Below are 21,558 nucleotides of genomic sequence, written 5' to 3'. Positions count from 1 at the left end.
CCCTTAGTATGTTCTTGATTTAAGTTCATGTTTGCCAAGTATAACATCCATGTAATCAAGTCTAATGTCACCCTTATCATCCATGTACGCCATAGTATGTTTTAAGAAGTTCTCATCATCGCGAGACTCGAAGTCTTCTCTATAGTGAGCACCACGACTCTCTTTTCTTGCTATTGCACTCTCTACAATAAATGCTGAGTAGTCAAGCATATGACCAAACTCTATAGCTTCTTGAAGTTCAGTGTTAAAGAGTTTCGATTTATCTTTAATGCGAATATTTTTAAATCTTTTATGAAGTTCTTTTACTTTTGCTATTGCAATCTCAAGACTCTCACCAGTTCTAAATGCACCAGCGTTATCTGTCATACACTGTTGAAGTTCATCTCTTAAGCCTGTTATAGTCTCATCTCCATTATTGTTTAGGATGAAGTCTATCTCTGCTTGTGCATTTTTGGCATCTTCTTTTGTAGCAACACGAAGTTCTATGCTATCTATCTCTGATACCATTGTTTTTCCAACAAAACGACCAAAGAGTAGGGCTTCTAAAACAGAGTTTGCACCAAGACGGTTTGCACCATGAACAGAGACACAAGAACACTCTCCAGCTGCGTAAAATCCTTCTACAAATTCATCATTGTTTTTACGAACATTTCCTGCGATATTTACAGGAATACCACCCATAGAGTAGTGTGCAGTAGCAGAGATTAAGATAGGCTCTTTTATCATATCAAGTCCTAAAAATGTAAGAGCTAAGTCACGAAGTTCTGGAAGTCTCTCCATGATGATATCTTTACCTAGATGAGTTACATCTATAAAAACTGCATCTTTTCTAGGACCAACACCGCGGCCCTCTCTTATCTCATTTAAAATAGCACGACTTACAACATCACGAGAGGCAAGTTCTAAAGCGTTCGGAGCGTATTTTTCCATAAATCTCTCACCCAAAGAGTTAAAGAGTTTTCCACCCTCACCACGAGCAGCTTCAGAGATTAAAACACCATTTCCTGATAGTCCAGATGGATGAAACTGAACGAACTCCATATCTTCTAGAGGAAGTCCATGACGGGCGACTATTGAGAGACCATCACCTGTATTTGCATGTGCGTTTGAGTTTATTTTGTAAGCACGAGCGTAACCGCCAGTTGCAAACATTACTGACTTTGCGTTAAATATAGCAGTTTGCATATCACGAATGTTAAAAGCCACTACCCCGCTAACCTTGCCATCTTTGTAGATGATATCAGATGCATACCACTCATCCCAAAACAAAACACCAGCACGATGAGCTTGTTCATAAATAGTTTGAAGTAGAGTTAAACCTGTTCTGTCTTTTGCATAACATGCACGAGGAGAAGATTGACCACCAAAAGGTCTTTGAGCGATTTTTCCATCAGGAGTTCTGCTAAAAGCAGCCCCCATTCTCTCAGCCCAGCGAATAGTCTCTGGAGCTTTTTGACACATAAACTCTACAGCATCTTGGTCTGCTAAGTAGTCAGATCCCTTTACTGTATCAAACTCGTGTAACTCAATACTGTCTTCTTCACTAAACGCTGCATTGACTCCACCTTGAGCGGCACCAGAGTGACTTCTCAAAGGGTGTAGTTTTGTAATAACAGCAACTTTTTTTCCTGCATTTTGCAACTCTCTTGCAGCAGCGCAGCCCGCTAGGCCTGCTCCAACAACAATTGCATCATAAGTATAAATAGGAATACTCATTAGCTTTCCTTCGTTAAAGATATAAAAAATAAGCTTGATTATAGCGTGAGAAGCCTTTGTTAATGTTAAATATAGGCTTTGAGAGAAGGAAGTTAAAGTTTGTTACCATTTGAGACATTTATAAGTATTTGAAATATAAAAGGTAACTTTTTGTAACGGAGTTTAGAATTCATGTTCAGCTAAATCTTTAATTTGAGAGATGGTATTTTTCTTTTTCTGAGCATGAAAGAGAACCTCTTTAGCTTTTTTTATAGAGTCTTCTAGGGCTTGATTGTTTGGTTTTATAACAAAACCTCCACTAACAGTTACAGCTAAGGGCTCTCCACTAGGTTCTTTAAATTTTATCTCAGAGATACTTTGACGAATAGTATCTATATCTTTAAAAGATGCCTCTTTTGAAGCTCTTGAGAGGATGATGGTAAATTGATTGTAATCAGTTCTAGCTATAACATCTGTAGCTTGTTCGTGGAGTGAGATAGTAAAAGCAACTTTTTTAAGTATGGTTTGAGTAAAGAGTTGACTAAAGGTTCTTTTGCTTTTAGAAAAATTATCTATTTCAAAAATTGAAACTGAAGTAAAATTATTATCTTTTATACGTTTTTTTTGGTTATAAGAGTTGATCATTCCTTTATAGTTGTTTATCTCAGTGAGTGGATCTTTTAGACTAGGATTGTTAGTTACAACTGGTTTTCTTTTCATCCTAAGCTGTATGGCATCTGCTTCTTGTGAAAAAACTTCATAGTCATTTTGCCCTTTATCAATGGCATAAAGAGATAAGATGTCTTTATATATAGATTTTAATCTTCTACGATACCAAAAGCTTGTAAAGAGAAGAAGCGCTAAAGAGATAAAGGCTACTTTTTCTATAAGCAGATGTTTATCTTTTGCGTAAGCTATATTTTTGATGGTCATTGAGTCTAAAAAATTGTTTATAGAGTCAAAAGCATTTTTAAGTTTTTGACTTTCTTGTTCTTCATCTAGAAGGTTTTTAGTGTAGTAGTTATGCGCTGACTCATTAAGGTTCATGGTGAGTTTTGAGAGTTTGTCTAAGTCTTTTAAAAACTCATCTGAGTTGTTTGAGAGATATTTTCCCACATAGTTGTATTTGTCTAAGTTTTGTAATTTTTTTATCTCATGCTGAAGCTGATTGCTTTTTCCATTGAACTGGATTAAAGCTAGTTCAATATCATCTTTTTTAAGAGCTTTTAGAGAGTTGATTATACTTTTTTGATTTTGTAAGATATCTATCTTGGTAAAAGATGTTTTTTGCTCAATTATCAAAAGTGTTAGGATTAAAACAAGTAGAGTTGATAGGATTAAAAACATAGAAAAGTTAGAAAATATTTTGTTTATAGAGTGCTTCATTCTAGTTTTCCTAAAAATGATATAATGAGCTTATATTTTATACCTTTAGTCTTTAAATATCCTTATAACATTATGTAAAGAAGTCTGTTTGAATTTAGAAAATTATTTTATATCTCAGTTTCATAGCAAACGCATCGGAGATGATGGTGCTGTACTCGGTTCTTTTGTCTACTCAAAAGATGCTTTTTTCGAGGATGTTCACTTTAATTTGAAGTGGATAAATCACTATCAAATAGCACAAAAATCAATGCTAGCAAATATCTCTGATGCAGTAGCGATGAATGCTAAACCAAAGTACGCACTTCTGAGTGTTGCGATGCCACGTAATATAACTAAAGATCAGATGCGGGATTTGGCACGTGGTTTTAAAGAGACGGCTAAAAAGTTTAATATTGAGATAATTGGTGGAGATACTATAAGTAATATAAAGCTAGATATTACTATAACTATAATCTCACAAACTACAAAACCACTGCTAAGAAGTGGTCTTAAAAAAGGTTATCTCTTAGCTTACACAGGAAAACTTGGAAGAAGCCAAAAAGATTTTTTAAAACTTAGAAATTTGGGCAAAATCAATGCAAAATCTAAGTTTGTAAATATACAATTAAGAGATAAGTTTGTACAAAAATCTAGCAGATACTTAAGCTCAGGTATGGATATCTCAGATGGTCTTTTTAGTGATTTGGATAAACTTGCATCTATAAACAAGTTAGGATTTAGATTTTTTAAAAAAATCTCAAAAAGAGTGGCTTGCAGTGGGGAAGAGTATGAGATGCTTGTTGCATTTGATAAAAGATTTAAAAAGAGTATGCAAAGACGAGCTATGCAGACAAGAACGCCACTAAATATTTTTGCTTGTAGTGCGAGAGTAGGGTATACCAATAGATGCAAAGCGCATCATTTTTAAAGGCAAAAAAGTATGGACAGATTTTATTCGCTAGATCACTCTAGCATCGATTTTCATTTTAAGCAGAGCCCTAGAGACTTTGTAGTTGAAGAGATTCCTCTCTATGAGTTTAGCGGTGAGGGAGAGCATCTTATCTTGTTTATAAGAAAAAAATCTCTTAGCACTTCAGAGATGATAAGTGTGTTAGCTAGATTTTTAGGCATCAAAAATAGAGATATAGGTTATGCAGGGCTAAAAGATAAGCATGCAATGACAAAACAATATATCTCAGTGTACAAAAAACATGAGAAACAACTTGAGAGTTTTGAACATGAAAATATCAAGATAATCTCAAAAAATTATCATAATAATAAGATACGTATTGGACATCTACAAGGCAATAGATTTTATATAAAGGTAAAAAAAGTAAATCCTACAAGTGCCACAAAGATAGATGAGGCTTTAACCAATATAAAAAAGTATGGAATGCCAAACTTCTTTGGTTATCAAAGATTCGGAAATGATGGAGATAACCATATACTTGGCGAAAAACTCGCAAAAGGAGAGGCAAGAGAGCGAAATCCTAGAGTAAAAAAACTCCTTATAAATGCTTATCAGAGCCATCTTTTTAACCTTTGGTTAAGTTCAAGGTTAGAGCTAAATAGGCTCATAAATAACTTTGAAACATTAGAGCTAGAGTCAGTTTTAAACATGCCAAATAACGAACTAACAAAGCTAAAATCTCAAAACCATCCTTTTAAACTTATACAAGGTGATGTTATGGAACATTATCCTCATGGAAGATTGTTTGATTATGAAGAGAGAGCTGAGGATTTAGAGAGATTTAACAAAAGAGAGATCTCGCCAACTGGACTTTTATGTGGGAAAAAAGTAAAAATAGCATCAGGACTAGCACGTGGCTTTGAGAAAGATTTTGATGATGAGATAAATGCTGATGGAGCTAGAAGATATGCATGGGTGTTTCCAGAAGGAATTGAAGGAAGATTTAACAAGGTAGAAGCTCAGTATGAGTTTAATTTTACGCTGCCAAAAGGCTCTTACGCAACAGTTTTTATAGAAGAAATTGCTAAGAGAAAGATAAACGAGTAGAAGGATAAAAACACAATGAGTAAACATATAACATCAGCCATCTCACAAATTTTTGGTAAGTTTGCAAACAAAGAGTTTTCAAAATGGTTTCAAAAGATTGTAAATAGCTCTTATGTTGGTTTGATGGGTCTAGATATGCAAGAGTTTCATACAGCAGAGTCATACAAAAGTCTAAATGCACTCTTTACAAGAAAACTAAAAGAAGATAGAACTTACTCTTTAGACGGGGATGATTTTATATCTCCGTGTGACTCTTTAGTCTCAGCTTGTGGCAAACTGCAAAAAGATTATGCACTTCAAATAAAAGGTATGAGATACTCAAGCGATGAGCTTTTAGGTGAACATTTTAGTTCTGATGAGAAAAAGTCTGTATACAATGGAGAGTTTATAAACTTCTATCTCTCTCCAAAAGATTATCATCGCTACCACATCCCAACAAACTTAAAGGTTTTAAAAGCTGTACATATTCCAGGCAGACTCTACCCAGTAAATATTCCTTCACTTAAAAAAAGGCTAAATCTTTTTATAGAAAATGAAAGAGTTGTTTTAATGTGTGAAAATTCAAGCGGCAAAAGGTTTTTTATAGTTTTAGTTGGAGCCCTAAATGTTGGTGTAATGCAAATCTCATTTGAGAGTGCTATAAAAACAAATGCATCTGCAACTGAGTCAAGTGTTTATGAGTACGAAGATTTATATTTAAACAAAGGAGATGATTTTGGATGCTTTGAGATGGGCTCAACCATAGTTATCTTGGCTCAAAAAGATATGTTAGAGCTTAAAGATTTACAGAGCAAAGATGTAAAATATGGAGAGACTATAGCTAGAAATGTATAAAACACAAGAAGAAAAGAAAAAGTACATAGATAAGATTTTTAAAAACAAAGCACTCTTTGAGTGGGAAGTTTTACATGTCTCTTCTCACTATGACAGACTTGAGATTATGGAGGTTTTAGCACATATCTTAGTTCGAGAAAAATTAAGATATGAGCTAAATTTTTTGTATTTAGAAAAGTTTGAAGATTTTAAATTTTCACAGATTGTAAACATTATATTTCATGAGATTGCAAATGAGTGGGTTAGCTTTGCAACTGAGATTTTGCACTACCCAAAGCAAGATGCTATACAAGAGATTCAAAATAGGGTCAGAGTAAAATTTATACACTCTTTAGCTAAAGACTACTATGAAAAGTACAGACGAAAAATCTTTGAAGAGGTTGGAGATACCTTTATAGAGCTAGTTGCAAACGCTAAGAGCGAAAAGAATATAACAAGAGTGATACATGAAACTCTACAAAGTAGCTTAATTAAAAATAGACAGATTTTAGATATGCATAATTTTCATCAACTATACAAAAGAACAAAAGTCGCTAGAAACATAAAAAACTCTGATATTGCGAGTCTTAAAATAAAGATAAATGATTTAAAGGCTATCTACGTCGATCCCAACATAAAAACAGACGAGAAAGAGAGACTCTACAGCCAAATAGATAGACTTCACAAAGAGCTAGATAGAGTTGTAAACTATTCACTTGACCACTTCGATAAGGCTATAAAAAGATTAAAAGACACAATGGTTCAGTCTATGATGAGCATGACTAACTCTAAGCTTTAGCTTTACAAATTTTTTTGTAAAAAAAGAAAAACTGCAAATACTAGATTTGTAGTTTTAAGCCACATCTTTGATAGTGTAGATATAATTTTATTCATGTTAGGTAAGAAATTTGATTTCTGCTTTTTTAACTGTTTAAAAAATTGAATGCAATTATCAAAATAGATCCTAAATTAAAACAAGAGAATTGCTTGTTGCTATACAAAAATGTTTCTTTAGAGTTCAGATGACGCTCGCTCCGTCATTCCATGTTTGACTGGATCCTGAATCACGTTCAGGATGACGCTCGCTACATCATTCCGTGCTTGACACGGAATCTAGTTTATAAATTAATCAGAGGGTTCAATTAAATTGGACACTTCCTTGGCAAGTGGCTCATAATTGTAAAAAAATAACCATAGTGATAATTAAGAAAGAGAGTGTTTGTTATGAGGGTTATTAAGTGAATTTAAGTTTATACTCTTCTCTAAGTGATGAATATAAAAACAATAAACCAGTTGCAGATTTTTTTGTTCAAGATGCAGTGAAGATTATGAGTTGAAAAGTAAAAAAGGCAATCCACTTGGTAAAACTATCGCCGATGGTGCATATAACACTATGATTGAGCGAATTATTGGTGATACTAGTCTAAATTTCTTCTTTAGAGAAGAAATAAGCGAAGAAATAGTTTTAGATTATTCTGACTTTAATGATAATGTTAAGATTGAAATGATTTGCGAAAAGAATGAAAGATCTAAAACTTATAAGTAGCTATGGCTCTAAAGTAGTTTGCGTCTTTTTTGCTAGAGGTGAATTTTAGACTTTCATATCTTAGATAGATGGATGCCTCTTTTGTAAAGAAGTGTTTGAAGTGAAGGTAGTAAGCGTTAAAATCATCGCCTCTTTGATCTTTTGTTTGTGTGTTTGTTAGTGTGAGTGCTACTTCACTGTGATATTTTCCAAGATCTAGATCATAGTTGCCTTTTAGCATCCAAGTCTCTGGTTTATAGTTTCCTCTACCGTTTGCTATCATTGAAGTTGTATAGACTTTTGCTGCACCACCGTAACCTCCTACAACACCGCTTAGTCCAAAGTTTTGGGAGTAGTTTAGAGAGAGCGAGTAGTTTTTTGCATCTATGCTAGATCTTAGTGCTACTAAGTTTATGTTATCTCCACCATTTTTATCATCTGTTTTTGCATACTTCCCGCCATCACCACTCTTAAAATACTGTACACCAAAACATAAGAGCGTGTTTGCATTTAACGCTATATCGTAGTCACCTTGAGCTACAAAAGTAGAGTAGAGTTTTGGCGAATAGTAGTAATAAAATCCAGTTTTAAGGCCACTGATGCCATTGTAGTGAAGTGAGAACATTGTGATGCTATCAAACTCACCACTTGCACTCTGTTTTTTGTACTCATCTGTCGTATTAGAGCGGATAGCATCAATATAGTAGAGTTGAACTTTTAAGTTTTTGATACTCTCGCCGGTATATGCAAAACCCCTGTATGACCACGGAACTATTCTTGTAGTATCATCATTCATCATGGGAGTGTTTAGCATAAAGTTACCAACCTTTAAGATTCTGCTTTTGGTTCTATAGGCTAAAAATGACTCACTTATTGCTGTTAATGCAGTGCCATCTTTTTTAAAAAGAGCAGTTTTTTCTCTGTTTGTTGAGTCAAAAGTAGGGTTTGAGGTGTGGAATCTAATAGACGCAAAAAAAGGATTTTTAGTATCAGTTGAGTATTTTAGATATCCACCAGTAGAGGTAGCGTAAGCATTAGAGCCATTTTTTTTGTCTATGTTGTAGTAAAAGAGTTGTATCTCTGCATTAATATCTCCATCTGTAAAAGCTTTTTGAAGGGTTGGCTCAGCACTAAGAGATAGACTTAAAAAAACTAGAGGTAAAAGCTTTTTCATCTATGTGACCAAGAGCAACCAAGCTGTACCAAGAGTTAGAAAGACAAAGGTATTTAGAAGCGTTATAATTCCACCGACCTTGTAAATCTCTTTTGCTCTTAAGTAACCACTTCCTGCATATATAACATTCGCTGATGAGCCTTGTGGTGTTATGATGGCGTTAAAATTTGTAGCAAACAAAAGCATCATAGCCATAAGTTGCGCGGGAACTCCAGCACTGATACCAACACCTAGAAACAGAGAAAAAAGAGCTAGCATTTGAGCGGTTTGTGAGACAAAAAAGTAGTGAATGAGGACATAGATAAGGGTGAGGATAAGATAAACAATGCCCCAACTATAACCCTCTACTAACTCTGAGACATGAACGCCAATCCACCCAATAAACCCAAGTGCCTCAAGGTCAACACTCATAGCATAAAGAATTGCAAACCAAACTAACGTTAGTAGTGCATTCCCTTCACTTCTCATATCATCAACGCTTAGTATATTTGTTAGCATCAAAATACCAAGCCCTAAAAAAGCAACCGCAGTTTTGTCAATGTTATAACTAGCCGAGACTACCCATAAAGATATCATACCAATAAAAACAGCCATCATAATCCACTCGTTTCTGCTAACTTTGCCCATGGTTTTTAGTGCTTCATCTGCTAACTTTGGAGCTTCTGGTGTCTCTTTTATCTCTGGTGGATAGATTTTATAAATAACCCAAGGAACAAGAAAAAAAAGTACAACCACAGGTAGTGAAGCTCCTAGTGCCCAAGAACCATAAGTCACATCAATCCCAAACTCACGAGCCATTTGTGCGCCTGCTGGATTTGCTGCCATGGCAGTTAGCCACAGGGTTGAAGAGATGGTAAGTCCTGCCATTGAACACATCATCAAAAATGAGCCCAATTTTTTTCGAGTTCCATCAGTTACTTTCGAGCCACTATCGGATGAGAGAGAGTGAACTATAGGGTAGAGTACTCCTGAGCGAGCAGTATTACTTGGAAAGGCAGGAGCTATAAACATATCTGCTGCAATAACAGAGTAGGCTAGTCCTAAGCTAGATTTGCCAAAGCGTTTTATAATTAAAAAGGCTATACGTTTTCCAAGGCCTGATTTTATGATGCCTCTTGCGATTAAAAAGGCAACAATAATGAGCAAGATAAAAGCCTCTGAAAAGCCACTATAAGCCTGCTTGATTGTCATAGTTTTAGTTAAAACTGCCGCACTAAGAGCGAGTATAGACGAGGTGAAAATTGGCATCGCTTTTATGATTACTGCGAAAATAGAACTTATAAATATAGCAAAAAGATGCCACGCTTTTGGCTCAAGTCCAATAGGTGTAGGGCTAAACCAAATAACAAGTCCTAAAATTAAAACAAGAGCTAATCTCATACTTCTCTACTTCCCTATAGCATTATCAAGCAGTGCTATTGCATCATAATATTCATAAAAGGATACCACTAGGTTTGACTTAGCATCTATGTAACCTTGTCTTGCTTGTTGAAGCTCTATAAAGTCTGATAAACCATACTCATATCTCTTTTGAGCTTGTTCAAATTTCTCGCTAGAGACTTCTAAAAGACTTTGTGATAGTGTTACTGAGTCTCTTGTTTTGTTAAGGTTTATATATGCTTGTGTGGTCTGTTTTTTTATAAAAAGCTTAGAGTTGTTTAACTTTGAGTTGGCCATATTTAACTCTATCCTCTTTTCTTCTTTAAATGCCGTACTTGCTCCACCTTCATAGATATTGTAGTCTAAATTTAGAGCTATTTTGTATTGATCTTTTGGCATTGTATCTTCAAACTTATCTGCTTTTTGCTTAGTATAGTTAGCTCCAAGATAAAGCACGGGAAAAAATCCAGACTCTGCAACTATATTTTGTGCTTCTGCGGACTTTATATCAGATAAATTTTTCTTTATCTCAAACCTATTTTTATAAGCAAAATCAATAGAGTCTTGCAAATTTAGAGCATAGCCAGCGAGTAAGTCTAAGATGTTTTCAAAATTAAGCGCTTTAGAATAGACTTCATAGTTGGTAGAATTCCCCATAAAACCAACAACTTCATCTAAAGACGCATAAGCCAACTCTAAGTCATAGAGACTCTTTTTTAAGTCTAGTTTTGATTTTATAAGCTCGACCTTTGCATCTGAGACATCTATCTTTGTTTTGATACCAGATTCAAAATACTTTTGTGCACGGTATAGTTGGGCTTCATTTAATTTTACATTTTCTCTATTTACATCTATGAGAGCTATAGCTTGAAGAACATTATAGTAAGCACTCTTTACATCTCTTTTTTTATCTGAGATTTTTTGCTCATTTGCGTTTAGGTATGCATCAGAATCATACTTTAAACTATCAACACTTCCACCAGTTTTTCCAAAGTCATATATGATTTGTTTGAGTGTTAGTTGCCCCAAAAGCAGAGTGTCATCTACCATGCTGTCTTTGTTTGTTGGTATATCACTCATACCCATCTCTGCTGCACTTAGACTCAAATCCACCTTTGGCAAATAAGATGCAAAACCTTTGTCATAACGACTAAGAGATGCTTTGTAGTCATCTGCACTTATCTTTAAGTCTGGTGAGTTCTCTAGCGCTTTGATGATTAACTCATCGATAGTGTAGATATCTTTTGCATTTAAGCTTAGAGTTAGTAAAAGTATACTTAACAATCTTAGCATCATATAGACTCCCTTCTTTTTATCTCATCTTCAACGCTTATAAATTTCTCTCTCATAGATTCTAAGAGTACATACAAAACTGGCACAAAGAGCGTAGATATAAAAGTTGCAGTTATCATTCCAAACATAAGCACAATTCCTATGGAGACTTGAGTGATGGAACCAGCTCCAGTAGCAAAAGCTAAAGGAATGATACCAAACATAAAAGAGAGTATTGTCATCATAATTGCACGAAAACGAAGTGAACCACCCTTGATGGCAGACTCAACTATGCTAACTCCACTCTCTCTTTGCTCTTTTGCAAACTCTACTATTAGGATGGCATTTTTTGCAGCAAGGGCTACGAGTAGGACGAGTCCGACTTGTGCAAAGGTGTTTAGTGGAAGATCCACGAGATGAAGCCCAACAATTGCACCAGCAACAACCATTGGAACTGAGAGGAGTATCATCAAAGGGAGTATCCAGCTCTCATATTGAGCAGAGAGTACCAAAAATACAACAAGTAAAACAAATATAACAACATAGATTTGAGCATTTCCAGCTAGAGTCTCTTGATAACTCATCCCAGCCCACTCATAGCCATAAGATGCAGGCAAAACACTCTTTGCTATCTCATCCATGGCAGCCATGGCATCTCCTGAACTATATCCAGGTGCTGCTGATCCGTTTATCTGAATGCTCCTGTACATATTGAAGTGTGAGAGGTTTTGAGGACCTACAATCTCTTTAACGCTTAGAAGTGCATTTAGGGGTATCATATTGTCAGAGTTGTTTTTTACAAAGAGTTTATCTATATCATCCTTTGTACTTCTAAACTCTTTATCCGCTTGAACAAAGACTCTAAAAACCTTACCAAACTTTGTAAAGTCATTTACATAGATGGAACCCAAATAGGCTTGCATCGTTGTAAAGAGGTCAGAAATATTTACCCCAAGTGCATTCGCCTTTTCTCTGTTGATATCTATGTTATACATAGGATAGTTTGTAGCAAAAGTTGTAAAAGCATAAGCAATTCTAGGATCGCCAAATGCTTCTTTTATGACTTCATTTGCATAGTGTTGAAAATTTTCTAAATCACCTGAGAGATAGTCTTGGAGTCTAAAGTCAAAACCTCCAACGCTCCCAACTCCTGGGATTCCTGGCATATTAAAAGCTGCAATATTTGCCTCACTAATAGATGCAGTCTTTTGCTTTATAAGCTCTACGATTCCATCAACACTACTCTCTTTAGTAGTCCTTTCATCCCAGTCTTTTAAAGAGACAAACATCGCTATAGCTGAACTATCCATTGCCGAAGTTATGATATTGTATCCCTCAACACTAACAACATTTGCAACTCCATCTATATTGTAGATAATATCTTCGACTTTTTTTCTAACCATACTACTTTGAGATAGTGAAGATCCAGGTTTTAAGTTTACTGAGACCATACAAACACCTTTGTCTTCTGATGGAACAAAGCCTGTAGGAGTTGTGCTAAAGAGATAGTACGTAAAGTAAAAAATTCCTACCATAATAGCAAGCATGATATATCTAATCTTTATAAGATAGCCTATAAGAAGTGTATACTTTTTAGTTAGATAGTTAAAAAATATATCAAACTTATGAAAGAGTATAAACTTTTTCTCCCCCTCTTTTTGTCTTTTAATGATGATGGCACTAATGGCAGGAGATAGCGTTAGAGCATTTAGGGATGATACTAAAACAGCAAAAGCAATAGTAAGTGCAAACTGCTGATATAAGGCTCCAGTGATGCCAGGTAGCAAGGATACGGGGATAAAAACAGCAACCAAAACTAAGGTTGTAGAGATAATAGGACCAATAAGCTCTATCATAGATTTTTTAACAACCTGAGGCATAGTTAGTTCCGGTTCTTTGTTCATAATAACTTCAACATTCTCAACAACCAAAATTGCATCATCAACAACTATTCCTATGGCTAGTATAAGTCCAAAGAGGGTTAGAAAGTTTATAGAGAAGCCTCCAGCTAACTGCATTGCGGCAAAGGCACCGATAAGCGAGACAGGAATGGTAGCAGCGGCAATGATTGTCGGTCGCCATGAACCTAAAAATATAAAAATGATGAGCATAACTAAAAAGATCGCCATGTAGAGATTTTCTACAACATTATCAATAGCTACTGCAACATACTTAGTTGTGTCGTACGGGACTGAGTAAGTAACACCATCAGGAAACCTAGATGAGAGTCTTTGCATTGTATCTTCTATGTTTTTACGAATCTCAAGAGCATTTGCCTCGCCTAGTTGATAGACTGCGATAAGTCCAGTTGGTTTTCTATCACTAATAGCATTCCAGTCATAACTCTCACTTCCTAGCGAGATGTTTGAGACATCACTTAGGCGAATCAAAGAGCCATCCTCTTTGTGCTTGATAACTATGTCCTCAAACTCTTTAACCTCGCTAAGCCTGCCCTTAGTTGTAAGTATAAACTCTTGTTTTTGTCCATCATAAGATGGATTTCCTCCAATTTTTCCAAGAGATGCTTGTTTATTTTGTGCTTTTATTGCACTTATGGCTTCCATGGGAGTCATGTTTAATGATTTTAGCTTATCTGGGTTTAACCAAACTCTAATTGCATACTTTTTCTCACCTAAATTTTGAGCTTGCCCAACACCAGAGACCCTTTTTATCTCATCTAAAATATTTATATTTACAAAGTTACTTAAAAATTTATCATCATACTTTTCATCTCCGTTTATCGCTATGAGGCAGACTAGTGATGGGCTTCTTTTATCTACTATAACACCTTGCTGTGTTACCTCTGGAGGCAGAAGAGCATTTGCTGTAGATATTTTATTTTGAACATCAACTGCACCTATATCTATGTCATAACCTGGTTCAAAGTAGACATTTATATTTGAAGTCCCGCTAGAAGTAGAAGATGATTCTATGTAGATAACACCTTTGATGCCATTTAACTTATCTTCTAATACACGAGTTACACTATCTTCAACAACAAAGGCATTTGCACCTGTATAAGTAGCACTTACGCTAACTGTAGGAGGAGCTACATCAGGGTACTCAGAGATAGGTAAAACTAACATAGAGACAAACCCAGCTACTATAATTATGAGAGAGATTACAATGGCTAGTATAGGTCTTTTTATAAAAGTTACACTAAACATTTAGCTACTCTTTTGGGATAAGTCTATTTTTCTTTAAAACAGCCTTTATCCCCTGTCTGTCTGTAACGTCTTTTGGGTCTACTTTCATAGAGTCCCTTATCTTCACAAGAGCAGAGACTATAACTCTATCTCCATCTTTTAATCCACTCGCTACATCTACATAGTACTTTGATGAGTATCCTGTTTTTATGTTTACTCTTTTAGCTCTGTTATCACTGTCAACTACGTAGATATAACTTCCAAGCTGATCAGCAAATATAACCTCAGGTGGAATCATTAAAAATTTATATTCATCAGTTATAAAGAGATTTACATATACAAAGGTACCGGGTAAAACCTTTGCATCTTTGTTTGAAATGGTCGCTCTCATAGTTATAGTAGAAGTTTGTGAATCCACCTCGTTATTTGAGAAATCTATAAAGCCATCAAGCCTTACAGTGTCATGTTCACCTTTGATCTCTATAAAAGCATCAGGTTTTTCCTTTTTGCTATACTTCTCAAACATTCTTACATCATTTTGAGATGGAGAGAAGTAGGCGTAAATAGGGTCAACACTCATAATAGTTGTCAAAAGCGTAGCCTCACCTTGACCTACAAGGTTTCCAACATCCACTCTTCTAGAACTTACTTGGCCACTGATGGGGGCTAAGACAGTTGTATAGCTAAGCTCTAGTTCTGCTTTTTTTATCTCAGCAATATCCCCAGCAATGATAGCTTTTAGTCCAGCTTGTTGTGCTTGGTACTGCTCAAGAGTAGCACGAGGAGCAAGTCCTTCTTTTACAAGCGGTGCATATCTTGCAACATCAGCATCTGCTAACTTTAATGAAGCTTCATCTTGTTGTTTTTTAGCTATAGCCGCATCTAAAGTAGCTCTATATAGATCTTGTTCTATTAAAAAAAGTTTTTGACCCTTTGTAACACTCTGTCCATCTTTGAAGTAGATCTCTTTTAACACTCCAGCAACTCTAGCACGAATCTCTTGTTCTGAAGAGGCTTTTGTTGTGCCTGTATAGTCTCTCCAAATAGGAATAGCCTCTCTTTTTACTGTAATAGTATTTACGCTAAGTGATGGGATTTTTTTTGGAACTTTTGTTGGTTTTTCTTCAGAACATGCACTAAAGAAGAGTAGAGCTGGGAGTAAAATAACGCCTATGGTCTTTGTTTTCATGTATTACCTTTTATTAGTGTGTTATTGTATCAATATCCTGCTAAATTATAAAATACATTGTACCTTATAAGTATCTTCTCCTTTGGTCTGGGGTAACGAGCATAAGCGTACTCTATAGTCTCTTTTGTAGTGTCATCTAGTACATAAAATCCACTCTTTTTTAGAAATCTAAAGTCGCTCATATCTCCATTTGGGTGCAGATAAAACTCTATCACATTTACTCTGTTTACATTTAAATCTCTTGAGAGATTAACACTAGCAACTCTTGTGAGAACCTGCTGTGTTATTCTTCGCATTATCTCTTGGTTATCTAGTATATATTTTTGTTGACCTTCACTTAACTTACCAAACTCATCTCCATAAAGCTCTTTTATGTTTTGGTTGATACTACTTCCTCTATATGTCTTTTTCTCCTCTACCTTAGCCTCTTTTGATGACTTGTCTTGTGCGAGCAAAGCATAGAGTGGATCTTCTGGTTTTTTAATCTCTTTTTTTTCTGGTTCTTTTGTAGTGTTTTTATCTTCTTTTGCTAGAAGAGGGATGTAAGGCTTGGTTGGTGGCAGTGGCTCTATTTTTGGTTGAGGTTTAGGCTGGGGCTTTGGTTTAACCTTTGGCTTTGGTGGCGGGTTAAGTTTTGGCTCTGTATGTGGTTTTTTTGGTTCATATTTTACTGGCGGCTTTACTATCTCTTTGAGTTGCGAGCCTTTTGGCATAGGTGGAGCTTTCATAGGTTCAGGTTCTACCTTTTTCTCAACTTCACCTATCTCTTTTTCTCTCTTTGGCATCTCTTTTAAAGAGATCTTTATCTTTTTTTCTTCATCTTTTTGCTGTGGTTTTTTAACATCACTAAGTATAGTTCCAAGAAACCAAAATATAAGCAGGAGTAGTAGATGGATAAGCAAGGCTACAAAGAGAGCAAAAGAAGATCTATTCAAATTAGTCCATTTATTTTAAAATTTTAAGATTATAACTAAAGTAATATGAGTTAATACTACTTAGTTTTAGTTTGGTTATAATAGCGAAAATTTAACAAAGGTTTTTAAATGGGTACACAAGCATCATCAGAAGCTTTCAAAAAAGCACAAGGTCTTATTCCTGGTGGAGTGAATTCGCCAGTTAGAGCATTTTCAAGCGTTGGGGGCACACCTCTTTTTATCACAAAAGGCGAGGGCGCTTACTTAGTTGATATAGATAAAAATAGATATATTGACTTTGTTCAAAGTTGGGGTCCTTTGCTATTTGGTCATAGAGATGAAAGTATAGAAGAAGCTGTTATAGAGGCTGTAAGAAATGGTCTAAGTTTTGGTGCTCCAACTGAGGCTGAGACAGATTTGGCAGAACTTGTAGTTTCTATGTTTGACTCTATAGATAAGGTGAGATTTGTAAGTAGTGGAACTGAGGCTGTTATGAGTGCTATTCGTTTGGCTCGTGGATATACTGGTCGTGATGATATTGTAAAATTTACAGGCTGTTACCACGGACATAGCGATTCACTTCTAGTTCAAGCTGGAAGTGGAGCTGCTACTTTTGGAAACCCAAGTAGCCCAGGAGTTCCAGCAGACTTTACAAAACATACACTCTTAGCTACTTACAACGATATAAAAAGCGTTGAGAAATGCTTTGCTGATTCAAGCGATATAGCTTGTGTTATCATAGAACCAATAGCTGGAAATATGGGACTTGTCCCTGCCGATAAAGAGTTTTTGATCCAACTAAGAGAGCTTTGCGATGCAAATGGCACTCTGCTTATTTACGATGAAGTTATGAGTGGTTTTCGTGCATCTATAAATGGTGCAGAGTCCATCACAGGAGTAAAACCAGATATCTTAACTCTTGGTAAAGTCATCGGTGGCGGTATGCCAGTTGGTGCTTTTGGAGCAAGAGCAGAGATTATGGCAAAACTAAGCCCTGATGGTCCAGTCTATCAAGCAGGGACACTAAGTGGAAACCCAGTTGCTATGGCAGCAGGTTTGGCAGCTCTTGGCAAACTAAAGAAAAATGCAGCTGTTATGAATACTCTAAATGCAAGAGGAATAAGACTTGTCAAGGGTATGAAAGCAGCGGCAGCAGAATTTGGTATAGAGATGCAAATAGATACAAGAGGAAGTATGTTTGGCTTTTTCTTTAATGATAAACCAGTTAAAAATTTTGCAGATGCTAGCAACTCTGATGCTAATCTTTTTGCTACATTTCATTCTAAGATGCTAAAGGAGGGTTACTACTTTGCATGTTCACTCTTTGAGACAGGATTTATCTCAACTGCCATCACTGATGAGATGATTGAGGATGCTATTAAAGCGAGCAAAAGAGTTTTTAAAGAGATAGCAGATGCAAGATAAGCAAAAAGAAGAGAAACAAGAAGAGGAAAAACCAAGGATTAAGCCCATCATAGAAGCAGCTGATAGCCTCTCTCTTGGTATCTCTATGGTTGTAGCTGTTGCTATGGGTGTTGGGATTGGTTATCTGCTTAGAAGTTTGACCTCTGTAGCTTGGCTTTTTTGGGTTGGCGTAGCCATAGGAATTGCAGGTGCTCTCTTAAATGTTTATAAAGCTTACGCAAAACAGTACAAAGTTTTTGATGATCTCTCTAAAGAACCTAGATATGCCATAAAAAAGAAGCTTCAAGATGATGACGAAGATGACGAGGATTATGGTGAAAAGAAGTATTAGACTTATAGTTGCAAGTGAGTTAATTATCTTACTTACCTACTTCATATCTTTAGAGTTTTATCTTAACTTACAAGTTGCATTTTTGAGTAGTTTTTTTGTCATACTTGGCTCCTCGTATGCTTATAAAAAGATGATTATAAAAGATGGTGCATCTGATATGTTTGAGGGCAAAAGAGAGCTATTAGAAGTAATAGAAGATCCACATGAGCTTTATGAAGAAAATGATATAAATGATGCGCCATTTGAGGAGTTAGACCTAAAGGCAATAGTAAAAGAGGAGAAGAAAAAGATAAAGACCTTTAGTCTAGCAAGTATGAAAAAGGGAGCAAAAGGCAGTACCTCTGCTTTTAGGCTTCTTCCGTATCTTTTTTTAGTTTTAGGTTTTATTGCTCTGGCAAATAATGAGATGCTAAATTTAGCCATCTATCTTCCATCTCTGCTTGTGGGGATTGTTGTGGGGTATCTTCTCTCAAAAGAGATGACATAGAAGATTTTACTCTTCTATGTAACTTTTTAGCTTTCTTCCTACTTTAGGATGCTTTAGCTTTTTAATAGCACTTGATTCGATTTGGCGAACTCTCTCACGAGTTACACTTAACTCTTTTCCTATCTCTTCTAGTGTTCTATCACTCTCATCATCCATGATGCCAAAGCGAAGTTTTATAACAGCTTTTTCTCTCTCATTTAACTGCTCTAAAACACCTTCTATCTGTACTCTAAGATCATCTTTTAGTATAGAGTCTGATGGCGAAATAGAAGACTTGTCTTCTATAAAGTCACCAAATCTTCCATCATCTTCATTTCCAATTGGCGCTTCTAGTGAAATAGGCTCTTTTGTAATTTTGATAACATTCTTAACCTTTTCAACTGAGAGTCCAACCTCTTGAGAGATCATCTCAACATCTGGCTCTTTTCCATGCTCTTGAAGATGTTTACGCATGATTTTGTTGATACGGTTTATGGTCTCTATCATATGAATAGGGATGCGGATAGTTCTTGCTTGATCAGCTATGGCACGGCTTATCGCTTGACGAATCCACCAAGTAGCATAAGTTGAGAACTTGTAACCTTTTTTGTACTCAAACTTATCGACAGCTTTCATAAGCCCGATATTCCCCTCTTGAATAAGGTCTAAAAATGGAAGCCCACGGTTTGTATATCTCTTTGCGATAGAAACAACAAGTCTAAGATTTGACTTTGCCATCTTTGTTTTAGAGATTTCAGAGATATTTTTACCTCGTTTAATCTGTTCTAAGATATCTAAGAGTTTATCTGGTTCCATATCAAAACTATTTTTTGAAGCCTCTTTTGTTTGAACTAGCTTTTTTATCTCCATATATGTACTAACCATAGTAGCTTCTGGAACCATGCCAGCTATATCTTCTTTTGTTAAGCTACAGATTTTCTCTACTAAGATTTTATGGTTAGCCCTTAGTGTAGCGTTAAAAAGTGGTAGTTTATACTCTAGTCTTTTTAGCTCTTTATCATATCCATCATCACTCTTAAGTGCCGTCTCCATAGCCTTTACAAGCTCATTTATAAGTTTAGAAGTTGGCCCTAAGTCTAGTAGTTTTTCTTTTAGAACTGATTTTTTAAAAGTAACATTTAAGTAGTACTGAACTATCTCAGGAGTTACTTCTCCATCTATATCATCAGGAACCTTTTCAGATACTTTAACCCACTCTTTTTTAGCTTTTTCTAGTGCTTTAAAGCTTGTAGTTACTTTTTCAACTCTGCTTTTATCTTTTGCAGTGACTGCTTTTGCTTCATCTTCTTCATCAATTTCAGCTGCATCACCATCATCTGCCTCTTCTTTTTCATCTTCAAAGCTTTTAAAGAGTTCTTTTACTCGTCTTTCACGATTTATAAGAGGCTCTTTATAGTCTAAGATAAATCTTATAAGATATGGAACTGAGCAAATAGCATCTATAATAATGCTCTCTCCACCTTCTATCTTTTTGGAGATTTCAATCTCTTCTTCTTTTGTAAGCAGTGGGATTTGACCCATTTCACGAAGATACATACGAACAGGAGAGTCCGAGCGAGACCACTCTAAGAGTTCATGCTCTTTTAGTATGTCAAATTTATCTGATTCGTTATTTAGAAGCATCTTTCTTTGTGCATCTCGTCTTGCATCTGCTTCTCTATCGTTAAGCTTTTTAGCGTGTTCACTTGAGGTGTATAAGCATTTTTTATGTTTTACCATCAGTTTGTGGATATTTTTAGCTTGAGCGGAAGTTGGTTGTTTGTCAAAAAGTTCTATAAGAGACTCATAAGTTGCACAATCCTTTGATTTGTGGTCTGCAAAGTATGATTCTATGGCTTTGTTGAGTTCTTTTGCTGTCATGTTTTAGTAAGCCTTGTTAAGATTTTTCAAAGAGTGGATTATACCCAAATGCTATTAACAGAGACTTAAGTATGATTTTCTTATTTTTTGGAACACTGATTGCTTTATCACAGAAAATATATGCAAATAAAGGGACTTTATGCAAAGTGGATACTATAGTTCAGCAGCTGGAATGGTTACTCAGTTTAACAGACTAGATACCATCGCAAACAACCTTGCAAATGTAAACACTATAGGTTTTAAGGAAGATAACCTAGTAGTTGGTGACTTTTCTCGCCTTTACAAAGAAGCAAGAGATGAGTTACCAAATGAAAACCACTCAAAAGAAGGTGCTCAGTTTTTAAATCGTGCCATGACAAAAGCACCACAAGTAGTAGATGAGTATACAGACTTTACTGTAGGAAACACTCAAAGAACTGACAATGATATGGATTTTGCTCTTACAAAAGAGGGACTTTTCTTTTTGGTAAAAACTCCTCAAGGCATTAGACTCACTAGAGACGGTTCATTTACAAAAGATGATGAGGGAAGACTAGTTACTAAGAGTGGTTATGAAGTTTTGCCAGAGGATTATTTTGAATCTGGTCAAAACATAATTTTTAATGATGATGAAAATATTATAAAAGTTGATAAAAATGGGCAGATGTACACAAACATCCCAAATACTGCAAACTTAGCAGTAGGTTCACAACTCTTTATAGCTCAACCTGAAAATATGGCTTTTTTGAAAAAAGAGGGTGATAACCTTTACAGATATGAGGGAAATAGAGACCTAAAACATTTAGGAGATACCCAAGCAGTTGCACAAGGCTTTGTTGAGAAGAGTAATGTAAATGCGGTTAAGATGATGACACAGATGATAGAGACAAATCGCTTAGTTGGAATGTACCAAAAAGCTATGGATGCACAAATGAACGACATGAACACTGAAGCAATAAATAAACTAGCTAAGAAAGCTTAAGGAG

General features: G+C 35.6%; 18 protein-coding genes. 9 read left to right on the top strand and 9 right to left on the bottom strand.

Translation table 11 applies throughout. The annotated features are described in order from the left end of the window. Positions 1–3: 3 nt before the first annotated feature. Together sdhA and M947_RS22375 are read right to left on the bottom strand one after the other, a co-directional pair. On the bottom strand, positions 4–1,716 hold the full coding sequence (gene sdhA / locus M947_RS22380) for a succinate dehydrogenase flavoprotein subunit (RefSeq protein WP_021288401.1): 1,713 nt from the start codon (positions 1,714–1,716) through the stop codon (positions 4–6). Positions 1,717–1,878: 162 nt separating this feature from the next. Next, on the bottom strand, positions 1,879–3,081 hold the full coding sequence (locus M947_RS22375) for a diguanylate cyclase (RefSeq protein WP_021288400.1): 1,203 nt from the start codon (positions 3,079–3,081) through the stop codon (positions 1,879–1,881). An 88-nt stretch (positions 3,082–3,169) separates the two neighbouring features. On the opposite strand from M947_RS22375, the gene M947_RS22370 reads away from it, so the two are divergent. The 5 genes from M947_RS22370 (at position 3,170) to M947_RS22350 (ending at position 7,436) form a co-directional block, all read left to right on the top strand. Beyond that, complete coding sequence (locus M947_RS22370) at positions 3,170–3,988, top strand: thiamine-phosphate kinase (protein WP_021288399.1); 819 nt, start codon at positions 3,170–3,172, stop codon at positions 3,986–3,988. A 12-nt stretch (positions 3,989–4,000) separates the two neighbouring features. Continuing rightward, entirely contained in the window at positions 4,001–5,077 is a 1,077-nt protein-coding gene (gene truD / locus M947_RS22365; protein ID WP_021288398.1) for a tRNA pseudouridine(13) synthase TruD, read from the top strand. Positions 5,078–5,092: 15 nt separating this feature from the next. Continuing rightward, the gene (locus M947_RS22360) at positions 5,093–5,911 is read left to right on the top strand and encodes a phosphatidylserine decarboxylase (protein ID WP_021288397.1); all 819 of its coding nucleotides are present in this window, start codon (positions 5,093–5,095) and stop codon (positions 5,909–5,911) included. After that, on the top strand, positions 5,904–6,689 hold the full coding sequence (locus M947_RS22355) for a hypothetical protein (RefSeq protein ID WP_021288396.1): 786 nt from the start codon (positions 5,904–5,906) through the stop codon (positions 6,687–6,689). The genes M947_RS22360 and M947_RS22355 overlap by 8 nt, the downstream gene beginning before the upstream one ends. A gap of 534 nt (positions 6,690–7,223) precedes the next feature. Next, positions 7,224–7,436 carry a DpnI domain-containing protein gene (locus tag M947_RS22350; protein WP_021288394.1) on the top strand — a complete coding sequence of 71 codons (213 nt, stop codon included), beginning with the start codon at positions 7,224–7,226 and terminating at the stop codon, positions 7,434–7,436. Here the strand turns inward: M947_RS22350 and M947_RS22345 are convergent. The 6 genes from M947_RS22345 to M947_RS22320 are packed head-to-tail and all read right to left on the bottom strand — an operon-like array spanning position 7,420 to position 16,511. Beyond that, the gene (locus M947_RS22345) at positions 7,420–8,589 is read right to left on the bottom strand and encodes an OprD family outer membrane porin (protein ID WP_021288393.1); all 1,170 of its coding nucleotides are present in this window, start codon (positions 8,587–8,589) and stop codon (positions 7,420–7,422) included. The genes M947_RS22350 and M947_RS22345 overlap by 17 nt on opposite strands. After that, entirely contained in the window at positions 8,590–9,969 is a 1,380-nt protein-coding gene (locus tag M947_RS22340; protein ID WP_021288392.1) for a DASS family sodium-coupled anion symporter, read from the bottom strand. A 6-nt stretch (positions 9,970–9,975) separates the two neighbouring features. Beyond that, positions 9,976–11,265, bottom strand: coding sequence for a TolC family protein (locus M947_RS22335; protein ID WP_021288391.1), 1,290 nt, complete (start codon positions 11,263–11,265; stop codon positions 9,976–9,978). Further along, a complete protein-coding gene (locus tag M947_RS22330; protein WP_021288390.1) occupies positions 11,262–14,408 on the bottom strand; it encodes an efflux RND transporter permease subunit in 3,147 nt (1,048 codons plus the stop codon). The genes M947_RS22335 and M947_RS22330 overlap by 4 nt, the downstream gene beginning before the upstream one ends. Before the next feature lie 4 nt (positions 14,409–14,412). Further along, positions 14,413–15,576: an efflux RND transporter periplasmic adaptor subunit gene (locus tag M947_RS22325; protein ID WP_021288389.1), complete on the bottom strand. Its 1,164-nt coding sequence runs from the start codon at positions 15,574–15,576 to the stop codon at positions 14,413–14,415. Positions 15,577–15,605: 29 nt separating this feature from the next. Continuing rightward, positions 15,606–16,511: an energy transducer TonB family protein gene (locus M947_RS22320; protein WP_021288388.1), complete on the bottom strand. Its 906-nt coding sequence runs from the start codon at positions 16,509–16,511 to the stop codon at positions 15,606–15,608. 108 nt (positions 16,512–16,619) lie between these two features. Between M947_RS22320 and hemL the strand changes: the two genes are divergently transcribed. Genes hemL through M947_RS0112115 form a run of 3 tightly spaced genes read left to right on the top strand, consistent with a single transcriptional unit; the run spans position 16,620 to position 18,733 of the window. Continuing rightward, positions 16,620–17,915, top strand: coding sequence for a glutamate-1-semialdehyde 2,1-aminomutase (gene hemL, locus M947_RS22315; RefSeq protein WP_021288387.1), 1,296 nt, complete (start codon positions 16,620–16,622; stop codon positions 17,913–17,915). Next, the gene (locus M947_RS22310; protein WP_021288386.1) at positions 17,905–18,246 is read left to right on the top strand and encodes an AtpZ/AtpI family protein; all 342 of its coding nucleotides are present in this window, start codon (positions 17,905–17,907) and stop codon (positions 18,244–18,246) included. Before hemL ends, M947_RS22310 begins: the two co-directional genes overlap by 11 nt. Further along, entirely contained in the window at positions 18,230–18,733 is a 504-nt protein-coding gene (locus tag M947_RS0112115) for a hypothetical protein (RefSeq protein ID WP_021288385.1), read from the top strand. The genes M947_RS22310 and M947_RS0112115 overlap by 17 nt, the downstream gene beginning before the upstream one ends. Before the next feature lie 6 nt (positions 18,734–18,739). Here the strand turns inward: M947_RS0112115 and rpoD are convergent, their stop codons facing one another. Then, positions 18,740–20,593 (bottom strand): RNA polymerase sigma factor RpoD, encoded by a 1,854-nt coding sequence (gene rpoD / locus M947_RS22305; protein WP_021288384.1) that lies wholly within the window; start codon positions 20,591–20,593, stop codon positions 18,740–18,742. 139 nt (positions 20,594–20,732) lie between these two features. Between rpoD and M947_RS22300 the strand changes: the two genes are divergently transcribed. Further along, the gene (locus tag M947_RS22300; protein WP_021288383.1) at positions 20,733–21,554 is read left to right on the top strand and encodes a flagellar hook-basal body protein; all 822 of its coding nucleotides are present in this window, start codon (positions 20,733–20,735) and stop codon (positions 21,552–21,554) included. Positions 21,555–21,558: the final 4 nt, after the last annotated feature.

It is taken from the genome of Sulfurimonas hongkongensis, from assembly GCF_000445475.1.
Taxonomy (GTDB): Bacteria; Campylobacterota; Campylobacteria; order Campylobacterales; family Sulfurimonadaceae; genus Sulfurimonas; species Sulfurimonas hongkongensis.
This window is presented reverse-complemented; position numbering and strand designations above follow the sequence as displayed.

What these genes read in the sequence shown, in the direction of transcription:
- M947_RS22340 (WP_021288392.1), bottom strand. Translation starts at nt 9,969, where the DNA reads ATGAGATTAGCTCTTGTTTTAATTTTAGGACTTGTTATTTGGTTTAGC.
- rpoD (WP_021288384.1), bottom strand. Translation starts at nt 20,593, where the DNA reads ATGACAGCAAAAGAACTCAACAAAGCCATAGAATCATACTTTGCAGAC.
- M947_RS22375 (WP_021288400.1), bottom strand. Translation starts at nt 3,081, where the DNA reads ATGAAGCACTCTATAAACAAAATATTTTCTAACTTTTCTATGTTTTTA.
- M947_RS22310 (WP_021288386.1), top strand. Translation starts at nt 17,905, where the DNA reads ATGCAAGATAAGCAAAAAGAAGAGAAACAAGAAGAGGAAAAACCAAGG.
- M947_RS22360 (WP_021288397.1), top strand. Translation starts at nt 5,093, where the DNA reads ATGAGTAAACATATAACATCAGCCATCTCACAAATTTTTGGTAAGTTT.
- M947_RS22330 (WP_021288390.1), bottom strand. Translation starts at nt 14,408, where the DNA reads ATGTTTAGTGTAACTTTTATAAAAAGACCTATACTAGCCATTGTAATC.
- M947_RS22345 (WP_021288393.1), bottom strand. Translation starts at nt 8,589, where the DNA reads ATGAAAAAGCTTTTACCTCTAGTTTTTTTAAGTCTATCTCTTAGTGCT.
- M947_RS22355 (WP_021288396.1), top strand. Translation starts at nt 5,904, where the DNA reads ATGTATAAAACACAAGAAGAAAAGAAAAAGTACATAGATAAGATTTTT.
- M947_RS22335 (WP_021288391.1), bottom strand. Translation starts at nt 11,265, where the DNA reads ATGATGCTAAGATTGTTAAGTATACTTTTACTAACTCTAAGCTTAAAT.
- M947_RS22300 (WP_021288383.1), top strand. Translation starts at nt 20,733, where the DNA reads ATGCAAAGTGGATACTATAGTTCAGCAGCTGGAATGGTTACTCAGTTT.
- hemL (WP_021288387.1), top strand. Translation starts at nt 16,620, where the DNA reads ATGGGTACACAAGCATCATCAGAAGCTTTCAAAAAAGCACAAGGTCTT.
- truD (WP_021288398.1), top strand. Translation starts at nt 4,001, where the DNA reads ATGGACAGATTTTATTCGCTAGATCACTCTAGCATCGATTTTCATTTT.
- sdhA (WP_021288401.1), bottom strand. Translation starts at nt 1,716, where the DNA reads ATGAGTATTCCTATTTATACTTATGATGCAATTGTTGTTGGAGCAGGC.
- M947_RS22325 (WP_021288389.1), bottom strand. Translation starts at nt 15,576, where the DNA reads ATGAAAACAAAGACCATAGGCGTTATTTTACTCCCAGCTCTACTCTTC.